Source organism: Hungatella effluvii (assembly GCF_003201875.1).
Lineage (GTDB): Bacteria > Bacillota > Clostridia > Lachnospirales > Lachnospiraceae > Hungatella > Hungatella effluvii.
The window spans coordinates 1-16,053 of the sequence record NZ_QJKD01000031.1 but is presented as its reverse complement, the minus strand read 5'-3'; the positions used below and the strand labels follow the sequence as shown (position 1 = coordinate 16,053).

Genomic DNA, 16,053 nt, shown 5'->3' with positions numbered 1-16,053 from the left:
GTTACAAATTCCGATTTGTTGATGTGTTTTCACCAATTATTTTTCTTTATTTTAACATATAGAACAGTCTGTAGCAAGATTCGATGAGGTATTCTTCGCACCCTTTTAAATGTAAACTACCCCGGTTACCTGTCACCTGCTGTCATCCCTAAATAGCACTTAAATCGCACGAAACAGGTCTTATTTCGACTCGAACTATCATACCCTTACATCTTAGCACATGACTCTATAAAAGCAGTATTTGAACTGTATACGCGGTTAAAAGCAAGGCTGGAAGTTAATATATTGAATGCTTCTAGCCTGTTATTTATCCCATCAACGAGTACGCTTTTTTGCCTTATCGTAGCTTTTTTTGACTTCTGTATAACTGAGATTGTCAAAATGTCTAGCCGTTGCAATCATGTTTTCAAATTCTTCCAGAGAATCCCCAAATATCACAGTATCATCGATATGAATTACTGAATCATGGTTTTTACTGAAAAATGAGAATGTCTTTTTAAAATCTTCTTTAGTAGGATTCGTCGGATTGTCTTTTGTGTAAACTCGATTGTGAAAAATATCTATTCTCTCGTATTTTAAAATCAGCAAAGTTGTTTGTCTCCTTTTATATGGTAGGGTGTAGGCTTTCCATATAATAATAGGAAGCCAGACAGTAAGGAACAAGTATTTTTAGAAAAAGAACAAAATCTGATTGCTGTAGCTGCTAGAGAGAAATTTAACTGCCGACCATGGTGCGTAACACCGTTGCTTGTTTTGCTAAATTTCCAACTAGGACTTAGAATTGGTGAGTTAGTAGCTCTTAAATGGGAAGATATCAATGGTAATTATATTACGATTAGTAGAATGGAAACAACATCTTATAATGTAAGTGAAAATGGTGAGGTGATTCCTGATGGTTATAAAGTTGTTCCATATGTAAAGTCCGAAGCTGGTTATTGAAATGTTTATTTAAACAGGATAGCAAAAATGTTACTCCAGGAAATAAAAAAACTGATCTGAAGTATGAATATTATGATAATGGGTTCATCTTTATAGCAAGCCGATTAAAAACAAGAGGTACAAGCCGAACTTTTACTAAATATCTTGAATCTCTATGCAGTTATGCGGGGGGATTAATAAGAGCAATCATAAAATTAGAAAAACCTATATATCTTCTTTGTTTGATAGTGGGGTGAACATTAATACTATACGGGTACAAGCAGAACATGAAGATGAAAAAACATCTTAAAAAAATGATTATTTAAAAGTGTTATCAAAACATTTAGAACGAAAGCCCCAAAAACCTAGTAAAATCAAGGCTTTCAGGGCTCGAAAGAGTAGCGGAAGGGAGATTTGAACTCTCGACACCACGGGTATGAACCGTGTGCTCTAGCCAACTGAGCTATTCCGCCATATGAAATTGTTTGATAAATAAGTAGTTTATTTATCAGTGGGACCTACAGGGCTCGAACCTGTGACCCTCTGCTTGTAAGGCAGATGCTCTCCCAGCTGAGCTAAGATCCCATGCTTGTCTCGGAACTTTTTGTTTCTGTGTTCCCGACTGCTTTGCTAGTATAATATGAATTGTGTAAATTGTCAACACTTTTTTGGAAATATTTTTAAGAAAATTTTATTATTCATTTTATATGATTTATGATATACTTAAGATTAGCAAATGGTGGAGGGATTCCATGTACTATTTTATCATAAACCCAAACGCGCGGTGCGGGCGGGGGAAGAACGTATGGAAAAAACTGGAAAGGATGCTGGAGCGTGAGAACGCCCAGTATCAGGCGTATATAACTGAGAAGCCGGGAGATGCGAAGGTTTTTGCCAGAAAGCTGACAGAAGGGTGCAGGGAACCGCACGTGATCGTTGCAGTCGGCGGGGATGGCACTGTCAACGAGATTTTGGATGGTCTTTCTTTCTGCAGCCCTGTTACCTTAGGTTATATTCCTGCCGGTTCAGGCAATGATTTAGCAAGAAGCTTGAAATTGCCGAGAAAACCGGGACGCTGTCTGAAGAAGATTCTGTCTCCAAAGTACCATAAGCAGTTGGATTACGGAGTGCTTACATATGGCGGAGATGAGATTTCCTGCAGAAGATTTATAGTCAGCGCAGGAATTGGCATGGATGCGGCGGTTTGCCATAACATTCTTTATTCCAGGACAAAGGGATTTTTAAATAAGCTTCATATAGGAAAGCTTACCTATCTTTTGATCGGTATCAAACAGCTCCTTCTTGCAAAGCCTGCGAAGGGTTATTTGCTGTTGGATGGAGTTCAGAAGGTGGAGTTTAATCATGCCTATTTTATTTCCGCACATATTCACCCATATGAAGGCGGCGGTTTCAAATTTGCGCCGGATGCCAGCTATGACGATGGAAAACTTTCCATTTGTGTAATGAATAACAGAAAAAAGAGAAAACTAATACCGGTGCTTTTAAACTCCATGTTTGGAAGGCAGTCCCATAATAAGGGAACCCGGTTTTATACATGCGGGGAGGCCATGGTTCATGTGGATAAGCCGATGGCGGTTCATGTGGATGGAGAGAGCTGTTTCTGTCAGAATGACATACAGCTGCGATGTATCAAAAAGGCGGTCCGCATGATTGTTTAATAATAAGAAATGCAGTCAGAATTGTATTTCAGTTAAATGATAGAGATTTCAGAAAGGATATAAGACATCATATGAGAATCGGACAGGGATACGATGTACACAAATTGACGGACGGAAGGGATTTGATTCTCGGAGGAGTAAAGGTTCCCTATGAAAAAGGACTTTTAGGCCATTCTGACGCGGACGTGTTAGTTCACGCGGTGATGGACGCCCTGCTCGGCGCGGCGGCGCTGGGGGATATCGGGGAACATTTTCCGGATACGGATCCGGCTTATAAGGGAATATCCAGCGTGGAACTTTTAAAGCGCGTCGGAACGCTTCTGGAAGAGAAGGGGTACGTGATTGAGAACATCGATGCGACAATCATCGCTCAAAGGCCCAAACTTAAGGATTACAGACCGCAGATGGCGGAGAATATCGCTGCCGCCCTTGGAATACCTGCAGACCGTGTCAGCGTAAAGGCAACGACCGAGGAAGGTCTGGGCTTTACGGGCAGCGGGGATGGAATTTCAGCACAGGCAATTACCTTATTGACGACAGTGGGGGATTACTGTTATGATGATAAAATCATGGACAGCGGCTGTCAGGGCTGTAGTGGTGGCTGCTGCGGGAAATAATCAAACAGGAGGGAACTATGAAAATTTTTAATACATTGACGAGACAGAAGGAAGAATTTGTGCCGCTGGAACCGGGAAAGGTCAAGATGTATGTCTGCGGACCGACGGTATACAACTTCATTCATATAGGAAATGCAAGGCCGATGATCGTGTTTGACACGGTCAGACGGTATTTTGAATACAAGGGCTACGAGGTGAATTTTGTTTCCAACTTTACCGATGTGGACGATAAGATCATTAAGAAGGCCATTGAAGAGGGTGTGGATGCCGATACCATTTCCAAGCGTTATATCGAAGAATGCAAGAAGGACATGGAAGGGCTGAACGTGAAGCCGGCCACGAAGAATCCGCTCGCTACAGAGGAAATCTGCGGGATGCTGGATATGATCGGCAATCTGATCGAGAGCGGCCATGCTTACGTGGCGGCCGACGGAACCGTTTATTTCCGTACAAAATCATTTGACGGCTATGGAAAGCTGTCCCATAAGAATATCGAGGATCTGCAGTCCGGCTTCCGTGAGATCAAGGTGACGGGAGAGGAAGGCAAGGAGGATCCGACGGATTTTGTTCTCTGGAAGCCCAAAAAAGAAGGGGAACCTTACTGGGAGTCTCCATGGTGTGAGGGACGTCCTGGCTGGCATATCGAGTGTTCCGTCATGTCTAAGAAGTATTTGGGCGACCAGATCGATATCCATGCGGGCGGAGAGGACCTTGTCTTCCCGCATCATGAGAATGAGATTGCTCAGAGCGAGTCGGCTAACGGCAAAGAGTTTGCAAAATACTGGATGCACAATGCATTTTTAAATATTGATAACAGGAAGATGTCGAAATCCCTGGGCAATTTCTTTACTGTCAGGGAGATCAGCGAGAAGTATGATTTATCGGTGCTTCGTTTCTTTATGCTGAGCGCTCACTACAGAAGCCCGCTGAATTTCAGCGCGGAGCTGATGGAGTCTTCCAAGAATGGATTAGAGCGAATTCTGACTGCGGTTCAAAAGCTTAAGGATCTGGAGAGCAGCGCGGCAGGCGATTCGTTTAAAGAAGGCGAGAGCAGGGAAGCTGTTGACGAGCTGGTTGCAAAGTATGAGGCAGCCATGGATGACGATTTTAACACCGCAGATGGTATTTCTGCTGTCTTTGAACTCGTCAAGCTGAGCAATTCCACAGCAGGGCCAGACAGTTCCAGGGCTTACGTAGTATATTTGAAAGAGACCATCGAAAAGCTGTGCGACGTGCTGGGCATTGTCACCGAGAAAAAGGAAGAGATACTGGATTCTGAGATCGAAGAGATGATCGCAGCGAGACAGCAGGCGAGAAAGGATAAGAATTTCGCGCTGGCCGATGAGATTCGCGGACAGCTTCTTTTAAAGGGAATCGTTCTGGAAGACACCAGAGAAGGTGTAAAATGGAAGAGGGCGTAAGAGAAGAGGTAGGATTCCAGACCTTTTGCAATGAGGCACTGAGGCTGAAGGAGATGGATCCGAGGACGTATTCTCCGCTGGCGCTGGCCTATATCGGAGATGCCGTCTATGAACTGATTGTCCGCACCATGGTGATCAATCATGGCAGCATACAGGTGAATAAGATGCATAAGAAGAGTGCGTCGCTGGTCAATGCAGGCACTCAGGCAGAGATGATACGGCTCATTTTGGAAGAGCTTACCGAAGAGGAGACGGCGGTCTACAAACGCGGACGCAACGCCAAGTCGGTGACGACGGCGAAGCATGCGACCGTGGTGGACTACAGAACGGCTACGGGCTTTGAGGCGCTTTGCGGCTACCTCTATCTGACAGGCCGTCTGGATCGGCTGGTCACACTGATCAGCCATGGATTTGAGAAAATAGGAGAACTGGAATGACGGAAGAATTTACAATAGAAGGAAGAAACGCCGTGCTGGAGGCATACCGCGCGGGAAAGACCATCGATAAGCTTTATGTGCAGGATGGCGTAAAGGACGGTCCTATCCAGTCCATTATAAGAGAGGCAAAGAAGCAGGATACGATCGTGAATTTCGTTTCCAGGGAACGTTTGAATCAGATGTCGGAGGAAGGCCATCACCAGGGAGTGATCGCACATGCTGCGGCTTATGAATATGCTGAAGTAGAAGATATCTTGAAGGCGGCTGAGGAAAAAGGGGAACCACCGTTTATTTTCCTGCTGGATGGAATTGAGGATCCCCATAATCTGGGCGCGATCATCCGTACGGCCAACTTAGCGGGAGCCCATGGAGTGATTATTCCGAAAAGGCGCGCTTCCGGCCTTACGGCGGTAGTGGCAAAGACCTCGGCGGGAGCCCTCAACTATACGCCGGTGGCGAAGGTGACAAACCTGGCGGCTACGATTGAAGAATTGAAGGAAAAGGGACTTTGGTTCGTCTGTGCGGATATGAACGGCGAACTGATGTACCGGCTGAATTTAAAAGGGCCTGTCGGTCTGGTGATCGGCGGCGAAGGAGACGGCGTGGGAAGACTCGTCAGGGAAAAATGCGACATGGTTGCATCGATTCCCATGAAGGGCGATATCGACTCGCTGAACGCTTCCGTGGCCGCGGGTGTGCTCGCTTACGAGATCGTCAGACAGCGTCTGGGCTAGTGCCGCCCGGCACCAGGGCCTGTTTCTATGTGAGATGGAGATGAGGAAAGATGAAGAAGAATAGAATTGTGGTTCTGACCGCCTGCACGGCGCTTATGGTGTCGGTGAGCGGCTGCCAGAGCCAGAAGGCATCTGTGGCTGAATCGCAGACGATTGCCGCAGAGAGTACGGCTGCGCTGGCAGAAGAACCGGAGAGCCTGGCTGTCGTGACTGTCGAAGAGGAAGCGGTTCCGCTGTATTCAAAGCCCGCGGGGAGCAACGTGAGAACACCGCAGGCTTCCGGTACGACGACTTACAGCAATAACTCTGTGACACTGGATGCGTCCAATCTGTCCCAGGGCTATGTGATGGTGCAGTATACGGGAGGCTCTTCCAAGATTAAGGTTCAGGTGATCAAGAGCGGCGGAGAGACGTATACGTATGATTTAAACGCCAGATCTGCCTATGAGGTATTCCCGATGTCGGAAGGCAACGGCAGCTATACGGTGAGAGTGCTGGAACAGGTACAGGGCAACCAGTATGCGGTGAAGTTCAGCCAGGATCTGTCCGTATCTCTTGCGGACCAGTTTGCACCGTTCTTATATCCAAATCAGTATGTGAATTTTACTGCGGACAGCAGCGTAGTAAAGAAGGGCGCAGAGGTGGCCGCGTCTTCTGCGGATGCGCTGGAGGTTGTCTCGTCCGTTTACAATTATGTGGTCACCAACATTACATATGATACGGCAAAAGCCAACTCCGTTCAGTCCGGATATCTTCCGAACTGCGATTCTATCCTGTCTCAGAAAAAGGGAATTTGCTTTGATTACGCCGCGGTTATGACGGCGATGCTGCGTTCCCAGAATATTCCGACCAAGCTGGTGGTGGGATATACGGGCAGTCTGTATCACGCATGGATTAATGTTTATATCGAGGGCCAGGGCTGGGTGGACAATATCATCTACTTTGACGGCCAAGACTGGAAACTGATGGACCCGACATTCGCCTCCTCCGGCAAGGGAGATCCGGCGATTGAAGAGTATATCAAGAACAGCTCGAATTATAAAGCAAAATACTCTTATTAAAATTTCATATCATAAAGGAGAAGCGATACATGGCGAAGGAATTGAAAAAACATTATTCCGCCCGGGAGCTTTCGGCTTTCTGTCTTCAGATATCTCTTCTGCTTCGCGCGGCAATCCCTCTTGACGAGGGATTGTCTGTTATGGCGGAGGATGCGGCAGATGAAGAGGAGAAAAAGATTCTGTTACATATGTCTGAGGAAGTGGAGCTGGGAAGCCCGTTTTCTGTCGTTCTGGAGCAGGTGGGAAGTTATCCGTCCTACGTGATCCGGATGGCGAAGCTGGGCGAGGAAACAGGAACCCTGGATCAGATGATGGCGTCTCTTTCAGAGTACTATGAAAAAGAATACATTCTGATGAAAAGCATCAAAAACGCGGTGACGTATCCGGTCATCATGATTTTTATGCTTTTGGTTGTCCTGTTCGTTCTGTTTACGAAGGTAATGCCTATTTTTGAAAGTGTTTATGAGCAGCTGGGAGCGCGTCTCAGCCCTGTATCCATGGCGGCGACGAGACTGGGGGGCATATTCAGCGGAGTGGCTCTTATTGCAGGGGTTCTTCTGGCCGCGGCGGCTTTCGTTATCTGGCTCATGGGAAGAGGCGGCAAAAAGATACAGGCGGCCGAACGTATGATGGACCGGTTTAAGCGAAAGAGCCGGATCGCGCTGGCGGTGGCGAATCGCAGATTTACTTCTGTACTGGCGCTGACGCTTCACAGCGGTCTGGAGCTGGAAAAGGGCATGGAGCTGGCAGCTGAGCTGGTGGAAAATCCTGCGGTAGAGGAAAAGATCAAGGCCTGCGGCGAGGAATTGGAGACAGGAACCGATTATTACAGCGCCATGAAGAACACCGGTCTCTTTGGCGGATTCCATGTTCAGATGATCAAGGTGGGCGTCAGAAGCGGCCGCCTGGATGAGGTGATGGAGGAGATATCCAGAAGCTGCGAAGAGGAAGCAGATACGGCGCTGGACAACATGGTGAATCGGCTTGAACCGACGATGGTAGCCGTTCTCGCTGTGGCTGTCGGTCTGATTCTTCTCTCTGTCATGCTGCCGTTAGTCGGTGTGCTTTCAGCCATTGGATAAGAGGTGAGCCGATGAAAAGATGGAAACAGACAGGGAAGGAAATTTATGGCTACGTCCTGTCCGTACTGGTATTTCTGTGCGTGCTGGCGCTTTTTGTAACGGGAATCATGTCCTTTTCAAAGAAGGCCGATGCGAGAGGTGCGGATACGCTGCGGGATGCCATACGGAGAGCTTCCGTGCAGTGCTACGCCATTGAAGGCAGATATCCGCCCAGTGTGGATTATCTGGAGGAAAATTACGGGATTTTGATTGACCGGGATAAGTATGATGTGTTTTACAGCGGATTCGCGTCCAACTTCATGCCGGATATTACGGTCAATCTTCACGAATAATAGCTGGGAGGTGCGCGGATGGGCCGCAGAAATGATCATAAGGGACAGCTGGTGAATACGTTGTTTACCATGCTTCTGTTCCTCGTATTTGTGCTCTGTGCGCTGTTTGCGGTTTTGATCGGAGGAAAGGTCTACGAGAATATCAATGCCAGGACGGAGTCGACCTACCGCGGCGATGTGGCTCTGAGCTATATTGCCAACAAGGTAAGGCAGGGCGACGAGGACGGAATGGTGGGACTGACCGAGATGGATGGAATCACAGTCCTTCAGTTGAAGCAGGAGATAAACGGTTCTGAATACGTGACTTATATCTACTATAGGGATGGAAAGCTTTGGGAACTGTTCACCGATACGGAGAGCGGTCTGGGCGTAAATGACGGCTATGAGATTCTGGAGTGTGACGAAGTGGCCATGTCCATGGACGGGGAACTGCTTTCCGTCTCAACCAGTGGCGATGGAGGCGGCCGGATCTGGCTGTCTTTAAGAAGCGGAGGATGAAAGGATGAGCAGGAAACAGCATTCGGGTATATTTATGATGGAGATGATCATGGTGGTCTTCTTCTTTATTCTCTGCTCCAGCGTCTGCATCCTGGTCTTCGTGAAAGGGGACCGGATGAGCCGGGACGCCGCAGATTTGAACCAGTCGGTACTGATTGCCCAGAGCGTGGCCGAGGTATGGAAGCTGGAGGGACCGGAGGGACTGAAACAGCGTTTCGGCGCCAGTGTCTCTACACAGGAAGATGCCTCTGGAGCAGACGGCGATGACGCCTTCAAAACAGATGGTGATGAAGCCTCCGGGAACCGGTACGTGATGGAATTTGATAAAAATGGAAACCTTGCGGAAGACATTCCAGAGGGCGGCGGAGACGGAAGCGTGAGTGGGAAGATCTACACAGCAGTGCTTTCGGTGGACGAAGCGGAGAGCTCGGCGGAGATAACCGTCAGCCGTGAGAAAAACAGCGTCTACACGCTCTCTGCAAGCCGCCACGAGAGAGAGCAGGGGTGACAGGAGGAAACAGATGGCTAAGCAGGAGAGCGGATTTAAGGCGAATATTGGAAGTTCTTCTCTGATACTCATTTTTATCGTCATGTGTCTCGTCACATTTGGTATGCTGTCCCTGACCTCCGCAAAGAGTGATTTAAGCCTTGCAAACAGAAATGCGGACGCGGTTACGGAGTATTACAGGGCCGATACGGAAGGCGAGGCATTCTACCGTATGGTGGCAGAGGAAGTGAAGACAGCCTGTGCCAATGCTGCAGGGCATGAAGAGCGCCTTGCACTGCTTGAGAAGGCGCTGGGAGAATACTACAGAGACGGCGCGGCGGTGACGGAAGTGGCCATGGAACGTGCGCAGGCGCTTCATATTGAGCTGGAACCGGATTTGGACGGGGAAGGCTCGGTTCGTGTGGCGAAATGGAACGTGATACAGACGGAAGATTACGAAATAGATGATTCCATGCCGGTATGGGGCGGAACGGTTGATACAGAACAGAAATAGTCCGTTTGCGGATTCTGGCGGGAAAGAAAGACAGGGAGATTTGCAGGTATGAAGGTAATTGATTTGTTGAGTTCGGCTGTGGAACAGAATGCGTCGGATATCTTTCTGGTACCCGGCATGCCGTTCTCTTATAAGCTGGGCAGCAGAATTGTCTGCCAGAACGAGGAGAAGCTGTTTCCTGCTCAGATGGAGACGCTGATAACAGAACTTTATGAACTGGCGGGGAACCGCAGTATGGAGAAGGTGAGAGAGCATGGAGACGACGATTTCTCCTTCGCCCTTCCCGGTGTGTCGAGATTCCGCTCCAGTGTGTTCCGGCAGAGGGGATCGTTAGCCGCCGTTATCCGGGTGGTTACGTTCGATCTGCCCGATTATGAGACGCTTCACATACCACAGAATATCATCGATATCGCCCAGCTGACCAAGGGCTTCGTTCTGGTCACGGGACCGGCCGGCAGCGGTAAGAGCACGACACTGGCGTGTATCATTGACAAGATCAATCATACGAGAAACGCCCACGTCATTACGCTGGAGGACCCGATCGAGTATCTGCACCGTCATAAGAAGAGCGTGGTAACCCAGAGAGAGATCGTGACGGACACGGACAGCTACGTCTCCGGACTCCGGGCAGCCCTTCGTCAGGCGCCGGATGTCATTCTGGTAGGTGAGATGCGTGATTATGAGACAATCCAGATCGCCATGACGGCGGCTGAGACGGGCCATCTCGTTATCTCTACGCTTCATACGGTCGGGGCGGCCAATACCATAGACCGTATCATCGATAATTTCCCCCCGAATCAGCAGCAGCAGATCCGGATGCAGATCTCCATGGTTATGCAGGCGGTTGTGTCCCAGCAGCTGATTCCCACGGTGGATGGCGGCGTTTATCCGGCCTTTGAGATTATGTTTTTCAACAATGCAATCCGGAACATGATCCGCGAGTCCAAGACGCACCAGATCGACAGTGTGATCGCCACGGGACAGTCGGAAGGAATGGTATCCATGGACACCAGCCTTTTAAACCTCTATAAGAAGGGGATGATTACAAAAGAAAGCGCTGTGATCTACAGCAGCAATGGTGAACTGATGGCGAAAAAAATCGAGCGTCAGGGTTAAGGATAAAGCATATTTTTCCCATAACCAGTTATACTATCCGTAAGACAAGACAGGAGAGTGAACTGATTATGAGAACGGATAAGAGAAAAGTGGCGCTCATCGGCACCGGCATGGTGGGGATGAGCTATGCATATTCCATGCTGAATCAGAATATCTGTAATGAACTGGTTCTGATTGACATCAACAGAAAAAGGGCAGAAGGCGAGGCGATGGATTTAAACCATGGACTTGCCTTTTCTGCGTCCAACATGAAGATTTACGCCGGGGAATATAAGGATACATCAGACGCGGATATCGCCGTTATCTGCGCCGGTGTGGCCCAGAAGCCGGGGGAGAGCAGGCTAAACCTGCTAAAACGGAATGCAGCGGTATTTAAATCGATTGTAGACCCGATTACGGAGTCGGGTTTTAACGGAATATTCTTAGTGGCAACAAATCCGGTGGATATCATGACCCGGATCACGTACTCGCTTTCCGGCTTCAATCCGCGGAGAGTACTGGGCAGCGGAACCGCTTTGGATACCGCCAGGCTGCGTTATCTTCTGGGAGAATCCCTTTCCGTGGATCCGCGTAATGTCCACGCCTATGTGATGGGAGAGCACGGAGACAGCGAATTTGTTCCGTGGAGTCAGGCGATGATCGCCACGAAACCAATCCTTTCCCTTTGTGATGAACAGGGGGAAGGCGGGATGGAGGTCATCTGCGGGGACGAGTTAAAACGGATCGAGGAGGACGTGCGCGGGGCTGCATACCAGATTATTGAGGCGAAGAGCGCCACATACTATGGAATCGGTATGGCGCTGTCCAGGATCACGAGAGCGATTCTGGGAGATGAAAACAGTGTTTTGACTGTATCCGCCATGCTGCGCGGAGAGTATGGGCAGAACGACGTATATGCCGGCGTTCCCTGTATTATCAACAAAAACGGCATTTTCCGGGTACTTCCACTGGATTTGAACGAAGAGGAAAAGAAGCGTCTGGGCGAGTCCTGTGACACGCTCCGGGCCAGCTTCGATGAACTGGAAAAAGAATAAATAAAGGTAAAACGGAAAAAGAAATAGAAGGACCAGCCGTCCGTTTGAGCGGCTAGTCCTTTTTCTCTTCTTCCGCGGCCTCGGATTCTTTGGTCTCTTTGGCGTTTAAATCTTCCTCATCGCTCACATACTCCAGAATTGCACTGATATCACAGTCCAGATACTCGCAGACTCTTGCCATCAGGGCCAGGTCGACGCGGGAGACCTTGTTGTTGCAGTAATTGTTCAGCTGAGTCCGCTGGACTTCGCAGTGATAACAGACTTTGTTTTTGCTTTTGCCTTTTTCAAAGATTAAATCAGCCAGCTTGATATTAATATGCCCCATAAAATGCCTCCTTCCGTATAGTGATATTATATGTAAATATATCTAAGAAGATAAGATGTATCTAAATAGATATATTTTAATAGATATATTTATACAGATGTATTAAAATACAGGTATAAGAAGATATAAAAAAGAAAGGAAGAACCGAATGAAGAGATTTTCCTGTTTTGCAGCCGCGGTTATTCTGATGGTGACACTATACAGAATGATACCACATTATGAGATATTAGCCCAGTACAGTTTCAGCTCTCCCGGCAGCAGGGAGACGACGATTCTGGCAGTCAGCCACACTGTCGGACCAGCGCTTTACATATCAGGAGAAAATATCTTAAGACTGCACAGGAAACTGAATTACGATGTTCCTTCCAACCGGGTGATTCTGATGCTTTACGGAAAGAAAAGCGATGTGGAGAAGGGGAAATGCAGTATAATTATGATTTATGAGGGTGAGGATGGCAGCAGGGAAGAAGATGCCGGCATTGTGCTGATAAAATGATCGCAGGCGAAGAAAGGAAGAGTGCCGGAAATTGTCCTTTTCCGGCACTCTGTGTTTGTTATGGAGACGTTATGGAACAATTCTGCATCCAGTGAGCTTTAAGTACTGCCCGTCGCTTACGGTGATATACTTCGAACCTTCAAAATTATCATTTGAGATAATCGAGTCCAGTACGTGGTAACTGTCCTTAGATATCTCGACATAGCCAAATCCGATAACGGAATCCTCATCTACCTCAATTTTATATTCGCCTGCCGGAATATGCACGCCGACCTTAAACATACCGTCGCTGCTGGTATCCGGACTGCCTGCCTCGTCGATCGGAACGGCATAGCACCCGGTCATCTTAAAATACTGTCCATCGGAGATGGTGACGATGGAATTGGTGGAAATATTCTCGTTGGCAATGATGGAGTCAAGGGTTCCGCTGCTGTCCTTTGCGGTCTCTATGTAACCCATGAAGGAGTCACAGTACACGACGTACTCCCCTGCGGGAATGTCGCTTCCTACTTTGTAGGTGCTGGCTTTATACCTGGTTTTCGCCGGTTCAGAGGTTTCGGCAGACGTGGTATCTGCGGACGCAGTCACTTCGGCGCTGGCCTCTTCGGGACCGGTTTCATCCAGGGTATTGGCGTTTTCTCCGTTTTCCGCAAGGACTGTGTTCTTTTCCTTTGTACCGGCTGGTTTACTCATGGATATTTCCGCGCCCGGCGGTACGGGGTGTGAAGTCTGCGAACCGGCATTGGAGAGTCCGAAAATAAAAACGATTACATAGAAAAGAGTAATAATGATTCTGGCCGGCTTATTTAATTTTTTGTATTTCCACATCAGAAAAAGGCCGATTGGGAAACAGCAGAACAGCAGCATCAGTACAATAAACCAGGTTTTGGAATAGAATGGTTCTTTTACCGGCACGGAGACGGGGGAATTGTCCACCGGTACTCCGTTAATACTTGTCTGGTGAGCCGGTGTTTCCGGTATTGTTTCGGCCGGTTCCCCACAGTTCGGACAGAATTTTCCATCAAATTCTGTCCCGCATTTTCGACAAAACATTTTTATGCCCTCCCTACATTTTGAATTTTTTGCCACAGTTTAAGCATGTGACCTGAACTTTTTTTGCACCCAGATTACCGGCTACCAAACCCAGCGGCCCGACAAGCGCAGCGCCCACAACCGCTTTTCCGATACCGAAGCCTTTCTTATTGCCTGACAGCGAAGTGGAGCCGCATCTGGGGCATTTCGCCATGGAATCGTATTGCTGCTGCTGGATTTTTAACTGTTCCTGCTGAGCCTGCAGGGCCATGGCCTGCATCTTTACCTGAGCCTGCTGCAACTGTAAGTCATTCTGGGTCTTTACCTGTTCCAGTGCGGTTTCGGACAGCGGTGCACGGCAATTGGTACAGAAGTTGGCGCCGCTGGAATTGACGGAACCGCAGCCTGGACAAATAACTGAATCCGCAGGCAGCACCTGCTCCTCCGTTGGTTCGAGACGTTTTCCACAGGCAGAACAGAAGGCACTGTCATCGGAGATGGCGGCATTACAATGTGGACAAATCATAAAAAATCCCCCCTTTTGTTTTTTTATTAAAACGCCAGTGGCTGTTTTAATTCTTGTGTACGGAATATACAGAATATTTATTTATAATAACTATACAACGTTTTTAGTGTAATACGGCTGGAATATACTGGGAATAGGACAGTGCTGTAAGGTACATGATGGCTTATGATCAGCCGCGGCAGCAGCACATAAATCCATCGATTCACACTATTCTTACTTGTCCCATATAATATTGTGTAGTGCAATATTAAAGGAGATAAATGATTATGAGTTGTGAAACTTTTAAATGCAGATGTAGATGCAGATGTTATGAAAAATGTGAGCCTAAGCGTGAATGCGAATGCAGACATGAATGTGAGCCAAGACGGGAATGTGAGTGCAGGCGTGAATGCGAACCAAAACGCGAGTGCGAGTGCAAGCCCAGACATGAGTGCAAACCGGAGTGTGAATATGAGCCAAGGCGCGAATATGAATGTGAATGCGAACATGAACACGAGCAGGATCAGGGCAAAAACTGTGAATGGTTCGAAAAAGTATTAAGAGAATTTTACTGGAGCGGCTTCCATGACGGCTGTAAAAAATGTGGACGTAAAGAAAATGAATGTGGATATGAAGGGTACGAAGAGTATAAAAAATAGTTTTTGAAAAGCGCAGGTTTTGATATTCAGGACTGTTTTAAAAAGATTTAGTCATTTTCCTGTGATGGAATTATGAAATATTTTAAGGGATATTAAAATAAATGCTTATAGAAATGCTTGAAGGAATACTTTAAGAAGTACTTTAAGAATTACTTTAAGAATTGCTTAAAGAAATGAGTAAAGAAGAGAATAATAGAAACATATGGATAAAAATGATAGAGGCGGTCTGTACAGGCCGCCTTATAATTTTGAAAAGGTATGATCTGTCCGTTTTAAACCTGAATGATCTGTTTCGGATATTATTTCTCGTACGGTGAATAGCTAATTCAGCAGTGCATGGCGCCTATGCAAGAGCTGGTATGCATTTAGTGAATGGTATGCTGCAATGAAGAATGAATCTCTCTCTCGGAAATTTTAGTGAGAAATGGGGAGAACGATGAATAGAGAGAGATGGAGCGCATAAATTATATTATTTTAACCATCATATCTTAGCTTGTTTTATTTTATTGTGTTGCCGGTCACATTCTCTTTAAGTGAAAGCTTCGTAATAGTATATCCCTCAAGGCTGGCCAGGCGGCACAGCATTTCCACAAGGTTTAATACCTTTTGTTCTCTCTTCGCATCATCGTTAATCTTCTGCATATAAAATCCTCCTTAAAGTACGCCCCACCCTAAGCTAACTATATAATAAGGCGGAGCTGTTGGAGAAAAAAAGGCAGTCTCAATTCGCTGCCTGCTAAAAGAAACGCTTATTTACTTTACTTAAAAAGAGGAGTGCAGTGCCATGTCCGGCAGTTGGAAAGAAAAGATAAATAGAAAAAAACCCTTGAATAATCAAGGGTTTTAACCAGCTGATGACGGGACTCGGACCCGTGACCTCCTCACTACCAATGAGGTGCGCTACCACCTGTGCCACATCAGCGTTGTGTTTTAGCTCGTCAAGCGAACCTCATATATAGTAGCATGAGAATTTATATTTGTCAACAGGAAAATTATAAAATTTTTTAACTATATGACTGATTTATGATAATGTCCTTATATACCACACGTAATTATGTCCCAGCCTAATGCATGATGTGGTATACTTATCCCTCATGACTATAAGA

General features: G+C 47.1%; 19 protein-coding genes and 3 tRNA genes. 14 read left to right on the top strand and 8 right to left on the bottom strand.

Annotated elements, in window-relative coordinates; translation table 11 throughout:
• Window positions 1-315: 315 nt before the first annotated feature.
• The 3 genes from DFR60_RS29390 to DFR60_RS29375 form a co-directional block, all read right to left on the bottom strand.
• On the bottom strand, window positions 316-588 hold the full coding sequence (locus DFR60_RS29390; protein ID WP_110326742.1) for a hypothetical protein: 273 nt from the start codon (window positions 586-588) through the stop codon (window positions 316-318).
• A 729-nt stretch (window positions 589-1,317) separates the two neighbouring features.
• Window positions 1,318-1,391: transfer RNA gene (locus DFR60_RS29380), tRNA-Met, on the bottom strand.
• A gap of 39 nt (window positions 1,392-1,430) precedes the next feature.
• Window positions 1,431-1,503: transfer RNA gene (locus DFR60_RS29375), tRNA-Val, on the bottom strand.
• A 167-nt stretch (window positions 1,504-1,670) separates the two neighbouring features.
• Between DFR60_RS29375 and DFR60_RS29370 the strand changes: the two genes are divergently transcribed.
• The 13 genes from DFR60_RS29370 (at window position 1,671) to DFR60_RS29310 (ending at window position 11,930) form a co-directional block, all read left to right on the top strand.
• Window positions 1,671-2,597, top strand: a complete 927-nt coding sequence (locus DFR60_RS29370; protein WP_110326740.1) for a diacylglycerol/lipid kinase family protein — start codon at window positions 1,671-1,673, stop codon at window positions 2,595-2,597.
• A 71-nt stretch (window positions 2,598-2,668) separates the two neighbouring features.
• Window positions 2,669-3,214, top strand: coding sequence for a 2-C-methyl-D-erythritol 2,4-cyclodiphosphate synthase (gene ispF / locus DFR60_RS29365; RefSeq protein ID WP_110326790.1), 546 nt, complete (start codon window positions 2,669-2,671; stop codon window positions 3,212-3,214).
• A gap of 17 nt (window positions 3,215-3,231) precedes the next feature.
• Window positions 3,232-4,635, top strand: coding sequence for a cysteine--tRNA ligase (gene cysS / locus DFR60_RS29360; protein ID WP_110326738.1), 1,404 nt, complete (start codon window positions 3,232-3,234; stop codon window positions 4,633-4,635).
• Window positions 4,620-5,072, top strand: a complete 453-nt coding sequence (locus DFR60_RS29355) for a Mini-ribonuclease 3 (protein WP_110326736.1) — start codon at window positions 4,620-4,622, stop codon at window positions 5,070-5,072. The genes cysS and DFR60_RS29355 overlap by 16 nt, the downstream gene beginning before the upstream one ends.
• Window positions 5,069-5,806 (top strand): 23S rRNA (guanosine(2251)-2'-O)-methyltransferase RlmB, encoded by a 738-nt coding sequence (rlmB, locus tag DFR60_RS29350; protein WP_110326734.1) that lies wholly within the window; start codon window positions 5,069-5,071, stop codon window positions 5,804-5,806. Before DFR60_RS29355 ends, rlmB begins: the two co-directional genes overlap by 4 nt.
• Before the next feature lie 50 nt (window positions 5,807-5,856).
• Window positions 5,857-6,867, top strand: coding sequence for a transglutaminase-like domain-containing protein (locus tag DFR60_RS29345; RefSeq protein WP_243005217.1), 1,011 nt, complete (start codon window positions 5,857-5,859; stop codon window positions 6,865-6,867).
• Window positions 6,868-6,896: 29 nt separating this feature from the next.
• Window positions 6,897-7,949: a type II secretion system F family protein gene (locus DFR60_RS29340; RefSeq protein WP_110326732.1), complete on the top strand. Its 1,053-nt coding sequence runs from the start codon at window positions 6,897-6,899 to the stop codon at window positions 7,947-7,949.
• An 11-nt stretch (window positions 7,950-7,960) separates the two neighbouring features.
• Window positions 7,961-8,281, top strand: coding sequence for a hypothetical protein (locus DFR60_RS29335; protein ID WP_002603278.1), 321 nt, complete (start codon window positions 7,961-7,963; stop codon window positions 8,279-8,281).
• A gap of 18 nt (window positions 8,282-8,299) precedes the next feature.
• Complete coding sequence (locus DFR60_RS29330) at window positions 8,300-8,779, top strand: DUF4860 domain-containing protein (RefSeq protein WP_002603279.1); 480 nt, start codon at window positions 8,300-8,302, stop codon at window positions 8,777-8,779.
• 4 nt (window positions 8,780-8,783) lie between these two features.
• The gene (locus tag DFR60_RS29325; protein WP_110326730.1) at window positions 8,784-9,287 is read left to right on the top strand and encodes a hypothetical protein; all 504 of its coding nucleotides are present in this window, start codon (window positions 8,784-8,786) and stop codon (window positions 9,285-9,287) included.
• Between the two features lie 13 nt (window positions 9,288-9,300).
• Window positions 9,301-9,780, top strand: a complete 480-nt coding sequence (locus tag DFR60_RS29320) for a short-chain dehydrogenase (protein WP_110326728.1) — start codon at window positions 9,301-9,303, stop codon at window positions 9,778-9,780.
• 48 nt (window positions 9,781-9,828) lie between these two features.
• Window positions 9,829-10,896: a type IV pilus twitching motility protein PilT gene (locus DFR60_RS29315; protein WP_002603282.1), complete on the top strand. Its 1,068-nt coding sequence runs from the start codon at window positions 9,829-9,831 to the stop codon at window positions 10,894-10,896.
• Window positions 10,897-10,964: 68 nt separating this feature from the next.
• Complete coding sequence (locus DFR60_RS29310; RefSeq protein ID WP_110326726.1) at window positions 10,965-11,930, top strand: L-lactate dehydrogenase; 966 nt, start codon at window positions 10,965-10,967, stop codon at window positions 11,928-11,930.
• A gap of 52 nt (window positions 11,931-11,982) precedes the next feature.
• On the opposite strand, the gene DFR60_RS29305 is transcribed toward DFR60_RS29310, so the two are convergent.
• Complete coding sequence (locus DFR60_RS29305; protein ID WP_110326724.1) at window positions 11,983-12,255, bottom strand: helix-turn-helix domain-containing protein; 273 nt, start codon at window positions 12,253-12,255, stop codon at window positions 11,983-11,985.
• 148 nt (window positions 12,256-12,403) lie between these two features.
• Between DFR60_RS29305 and DFR60_RS29300 the strand changes: the two genes are divergently transcribed.
• Entirely contained in the window at window positions 12,404-12,751 is a 348-nt protein-coding gene (locus DFR60_RS29300) for a hypothetical protein (RefSeq protein ID WP_110326722.1), read from the top strand.
• A 69-nt stretch (window positions 12,752-12,820) separates the two neighbouring features.
• On the opposite strand, the gene DFR60_RS29295 is transcribed toward DFR60_RS29300, so the two are convergent.
• The 4 genes from DFR60_RS29295 to DFR60_RS29280 all read right to left on the bottom strand — a co-directional run bounded on the left by DFR60_RS29295 (window position 12,821) and on the right by DFR60_RS29280 (window position 15,869).
• On the bottom strand, window positions 12,821-13,804 hold the full coding sequence (locus DFR60_RS29295; RefSeq protein ID WP_110326720.1) for an Rv1352/Rv1906c domain-containing protein: 984 nt from the start codon (window positions 13,802-13,804) through the stop codon (window positions 12,821-12,823).
• 13 nt (window positions 13,805-13,817) lie between these two features.
• Entirely contained in the window at window positions 13,818-14,309 is a 492-nt protein-coding gene (locus tag DFR60_RS29290; RefSeq protein WP_110326718.1) for a zinc ribbon domain-containing protein, read from the bottom strand.
• Window positions 14,310-15,445: 1,136 nt separating this feature from the next.
• A complete protein-coding gene (locus DFR60_RS30615) occupies window positions 15,446-15,589 on the bottom strand; it encodes a hypothetical protein (RefSeq protein WP_167437764.1) in 144 nt (47 codons plus the stop codon).
• A gap of 207 nt (window positions 15,590-15,796) precedes the next feature.
• Window positions 15,797-15,869 (bottom strand) — tRNA-Thr (locus tag DFR60_RS29280).
• Between the last annotated feature and the right edge of the window lie 184 nt (window positions 15,870-16,053).

Excerpts from the sequence above, each read along its gene's own strand:
- DFR60_RS29370 (WP_110326740.1), top strand. The coding sequence starts at position 1,671 with ATGTACTATTTTATCATAAACCCAAACGCGCGGTGCGGGCGGGGGAAG.
- cysS (WP_110326738.1), top strand. The coding sequence starts at position 3,232 with ATGAAAATTTTTAATACATTGACGAGACAGAAGGAAGAATTTGTGCCG.
- DFR60_RS29305 (WP_110326724.1), bottom strand. The coding sequence starts at position 12,255 with ATGGGGCATATTAATATCAAGCTGGCTGATTTAATCTTTGAAAAAGGC.
- DFR60_RS29300 (WP_110326722.1), top strand. The coding sequence starts at position 12,404 with ATGAAGAGATTTTCCTGTTTTGCAGCCGCGGTTATTCTGATGGTGACA.
- DFR60_RS29325 (WP_110326730.1), top strand. The coding sequence starts at position 8,784 with ATGAGCAGGAAACAGCATTCGGGTATATTTATGATGGAGATGATCATG.
- ispF (WP_110326790.1), top strand. The coding sequence starts at position 2,669 with ATGAGAATCGGACAGGGATACGATGTACACAAATTGACGGACGGAAGG.
- DFR60_RS29310 (WP_110326726.1), top strand. The coding sequence starts at position 10,965 with ATGAGAACGGATAAGAGAAAAGTGGCGCTCATCGGCACCGGCATGGTG.
- DFR60_RS29320 (WP_110326728.1), top strand. The coding sequence starts at position 9,301 with ATGGCTAAGCAGGAGAGCGGATTTAAGGCGAATATTGGAAGTTCTTCT.
- DFR60_RS29315 (WP_002603282.1), top strand. The coding sequence starts at position 9,829 with ATGAAGGTAATTGATTTGTTGAGTTCGGCTGTGGAACAGAATGCGTCG.
- DFR60_RS30615 (WP_167437764.1), bottom strand. The coding sequence starts at position 15,589 with ATGCAGAAGATTAACGATGATGCGAAGAGAGAACAAAAGGTATTAAAC.
- DFR60_RS29340 (WP_110326732.1), top strand. The coding sequence starts at position 6,897 with ATGGCGAAGGAATTGAAAAAACATTATTCCGCCCGGGAGCTTTCGGCT.
- DFR60_RS29345 (WP_243005217.1), top strand. The coding sequence starts at position 5,857 with ATGAAGAAGAATAGAATTGTGGTTCTGACCGCCTGCACGGCGCTTATG.
- DFR60_RS29290 (WP_110326718.1), bottom strand. The coding sequence starts at position 14,309 with ATGATTTGTCCACATTGTAATGCCGCCATCTCCGATGACAGTGCCTTC.
- DFR60_RS29330 (WP_002603279.1), top strand. The coding sequence starts at position 8,300 with ATGGGCCGCAGAAATGATCATAAGGGACAGCTGGTGAATACGTTGTTT.
- DFR60_RS29355 (WP_110326736.1), top strand. The coding sequence starts at position 4,620 with ATGGAAGAGGGCGTAAGAGAAGAGGTAGGATTCCAGACCTTTTGCAAT.
- DFR60_RS29335 (WP_002603278.1), top strand. The coding sequence starts at position 7,961 with ATGAAAAGATGGAAACAGACAGGGAAGGAAATTTATGGCTACGTCCTG.
- rlmB (WP_110326734.1), top strand. The coding sequence starts at position 5,069 with ATGACGGAAGAATTTACAATAGAAGGAAGAAACGCCGTGCTGGAGGCA.
- DFR60_RS29295 (WP_110326720.1), bottom strand. The coding sequence starts at position 13,804 with ATGTTTTGTCGAAAATGCGGGACAGAATTTGATGGAAAATTCTGTCCG.